At 68.8% G+C, this 3,258-nt stretch carries 3 protein-coding genes and 1 pseudogene; all 4 read left to right on the top strand.

The genetic code is table 11. The features are described from left to right. The coding region (locus G6022_RS15395) for a hypothetical protein (protein WP_182691929.1) at positions 1-186 on the top strand (186 nt) is incomplete at its 5' end. A 299-nt stretch (positions 187-485) separates the two neighbouring features. Beyond that, complete coding sequence (gene sucC / locus G6022_RS15390) at positions 486-1,652, top strand: ADP-forming succinate--CoA ligase subunit beta (protein ID WP_182615772.1); 1,167 nt, start codon at positions 486-488, stop codon at positions 1,650-1,652. A 21-nt stretch (positions 1,653-1,673) separates the two neighbouring features. Next, positions 1,674-2,576 carry a succinate--CoA ligase subunit alpha gene (gene sucD / locus G6022_RS15385; RefSeq protein WP_182610770.1) on the top strand — a complete coding sequence of 301 codons (903 nt, stop codon included), beginning with the start codon at positions 1,674-1,676 and terminating at the stop codon, positions 2,574-2,576. A 125-nt stretch (positions 2,577-2,701) separates the two neighbouring features. Beyond that, positions 2,702-3,258, top strand: a pseudogene (locus G6022_RS15380) (hypothetical protein); the annotation flags it as partial.

The raw sequence follows: 3,258 nt of genomic DNA, 5'->3' as shown, positions 1-3,258 counted from the left end.
CACCGCGGCGCCGGCGGCGACGGCCAGGACGGCCGCGCGGCCGCGCAGGGCGTGCGGGGGAGCGGGGAGACGGTGACGTCCTCCGCCGTGTGCTCCGGAGGCGGGTACGACGACAGGAGTCGCTGGTGGTACGTGCTGCGACTCGTTCTTCACCGGTGGCGTTTCCCCTCTGAGGTCGTGCTGTGATCTTTCCGTGATCAAGACGTCCCCCAAAGTAACGGATCGGCAACGGTGCCGCAAGGTAACGGGCCGTCCGATGGGGAGGGGTGGATCACACCGGTGTGACTCCAGTGATTGAGGGGCTTGGAGTTGAGTGCCGTGTCGCGAGTGGTGGCGTGAGGGGCGTCGCGCACCCGGTGATCTGTGACCCGACACACACGTCTACCCCCAGGGTGCGACGGGCGACACACTGGCCGCTTAGGATGAGGGTTGACTCGGCTTTCAACAGGGCCGGGCGAATCTACCCACGTCAAGATGGTGAGCTGATGGATCTCTTTGAATACCAGGCAAAGGCTCTTTTCGCGAAGCATGACGTCCCCACCACCCCGGGGCGCGTCGCGGATACCGCGGAGGAGGCCGAGAAGGTCGCGGCCGAGATCGGCAAGCCTGTCGTCGTCAAGGCGCAGGTCAAGGTCGGGGGCCGTGGCAAGGCCGGCGGCGTGAAGCTGGCGGAGGACGCCACCGAAGCGCGCGCGCGGGCCGAGGACATCCTTGGCCTGGACATCAAGGGCCACATCGTCAAGAAGCTCCTCGTGGCCGAGGCCAGCGACATCGCGGAGGAGTACTACATCTCCTTCGTCCTCGATCGTTCCAACCGCAACTACCTCGCCATGTGTTCGGTCGAGGGCGGCGTGGAGATCGAGCAGGTCGCCGAGGAGTCCCCGGACCGCCTCGCGCGGATCAACATCGACCCCACGGTCGGTGTCGACGTGGCCAAGGCGCGCGAGATCGCGGCCGCCGGCCACCTCCCCGAGGAGGTGCTGGACGCGGCCGCCGTGACCATCGCCAAGCTGTACGAGGTGTTCGTCAACGAGGACGCCACCCTCGTCGAGGTCAACCCGCTCGTCCGCACCCCGAACGACGAGATCCTCGCGCTGGACGGCAAGGTCACCCTGGACGAGAACGCCGAGTTCCGTCACAAGGAGATGTTCGCGGACTTCGCCGACGCCGGCACCACGGATCCCCTCGAGCAGAAGGCCGCGGAGAACGACCTCAACTACGTCAAGCTCGACGGTCAGGTCGGCATCATCGGCAACGGCGCCGGGCTGGTCATGTCCACGCTCGACGTCGTCGCCTACGCCGGCGAGAACCACGGGGGCGTCAAGCCCGCCAACTTCCTCGACATCGGCGGCGGCGCCTCGGCCGAGGTCATGGCCAACGGGCTCGACGTGATCCTCGGCGACGAGCAGGTCAAGAGCGTCTTCGTCAACGTGTTCGGCGGCATCACCGCCTGTGACGCGGTGGCCAACGGCATCGTCAAGGCCCTGGAGATGCTGGGCGACGAGGCCAACAAGCCGCTGGTCGTCCGCCTGGACGGCAACAACGTCGAGGAGGGTCGCAAGATCCTCGCCGACGCCAATCACCCGCTCGTGACCCTGGCCGACAACATGGACTCCGGCGCCGACAAGGCCGCCGAGCTGGCCTCCAAGTAGGAAGAGTAGGAACAACCAGATATGTCGATCTTCCTCAACTCAGGCAGCAAGGTCATCGTCCAGGGCATCACCGGCGGCGAGGGCACCAAGCACACCGCCCGCATGCTCGCGGCCGGGACCCAGGTCGTCGGTGGCGTCAACGCCCGCAAGGCCGGCACCACCGTGGCCCACAAGGACGCCGACGGCAACGACGTCGAGCTCCCCGTGTTCGGCAGCGTCTCCGAGGCCATGGAGGCCACCGGTGCCGACGTGACGATCCTCTTCGTCCCGCCGCCGTTCACCAAGGACGCCATCATCGAGGCCATCGACGCGGAGATCCCGCTGGCCGTGGTCATCACCGAGGGCGCCCCGGTCCTGGACACCGCCGACGCGTGGAATTACAACGTGTCCAAGGGCAACAAGACCCGCATCATCGGCCCCAACTGCCCGGGCATCATCACGCCGGGCGAGTCGCTGGTCGGCATCACGCCGGCCAACATCGCCGGCAAGGGCCCGATCGGACTCGTGTCCAAGTCGGGCACCCTGACCTACCAGATGATGTACGAGCTGGCCGACTACGGCTTCTCGACCGCCATCGGTATCGGCGGCGACCCGATCATCGGCACCACGCACATCGACTGCATCGAGGCCTTCGAGAACGACCCGGAGACCAAGGTCATCGTGATGATCGGCGAGATCGGCGGCGACGCCGAGGAGCGCGCGGCCGACTACATCAAGGCCAACGTCACCAAGCCGGTCGTCGGCTACGTGGCGGGCTTCACGGCTCCCGAGGGCAAGACCATGGGCCACGCCGGCGCCATCGTGTCGGGCTCCGCGGGTACCGCGCAGGCCAAGCAGGACGCCCTCGAGGCCGCCGGTGTCAAGGTCGGCAAGACGCCGTCCGCGACCGCGGCGCTCGCCAAGGAGATCCTCGACGCGATGTGATCCGCCCGCGGCAGCCCTCCGGGCCGCCGCGAGTGAGCGTTCCCCGACCCCCGCCCATCCCCGGATGGCGGGGGTCGCGGCGTGCCGGGGGCGGGCGTGGGTAGGCGGGTCTCTACGGTGGCAGGGTGAGTCCTCCACGTGTCATCCGGCCCGCCGCGAGACGGACCCCGGCGGGCGCCCGATCGCTGCTCTGGACGGCGGCGGCCGCTGCGCTCCCCGTCATCGTCACCGTCCTGGTCCTCGCTGCCGTCACGCTGGCGATCCTGGTGTTCACCGCGCGGGGGTTCGACTCGCTGTTCGCAGTGGTCGCGGTGGAGTGGCTGGTGGTCAACCGGGTGCCGCTCACCGTGGACGCGGTGTCCCTGGGTTTCCTGCCCCTGCTCCCGCCGTTGATCTACGTGGCGGTCCTGGCCCGGCAGACCCGCGCGGTGCTCGCCGACGTCGAGGAGCCCGGTCCGCGCGAGGCCGCCGCCGCCGTGGCGGGTGTGACGCTGGCGGGGTTGCTGCTGACGGGGCTGGCCTCCCTGCTCGTCGGGTCCGCGGCCTCGGACTTCGCCGTGCGGGAGGCCTCCCTGTCGACGGCACTGCTCTGGACGGCCGCGGTGGCGCTGTTCGGATCCGGGTTGGGGGTGTGGTTGTACTTCCGACGGGATCTCCGCGAGATCCTGCCGCTCTGGGTACG

The organism is Dietzia sp. Cai40, from assembly GCF_014145165.1.
In the GTDB taxonomy this organism is placed as follows: domain Bacteria; phylum Actinomycetota; class Actinomycetes; order Mycobacteriales; family Mycobacteriaceae; genus Dietzia; species Dietzia natronolimnaea.
This window is presented reverse-complemented; position numbering and strand designations above follow the sequence as displayed.

Excerpts from the sequence above, each read along its gene's own strand:
- sucC (WP_182615772.1), top strand. The coding sequence starts at position 486 with ATGGATCTCTTTGAATACCAGGCAAAGGCTCTTTTCGCGAAGCATGAC.
- sucD (WP_182610770.1), top strand. The coding sequence starts at position 1,674 with ATGTCGATCTTCCTCAACTCAGGCAGCAAGGTCATCGTCCAGGGCATC.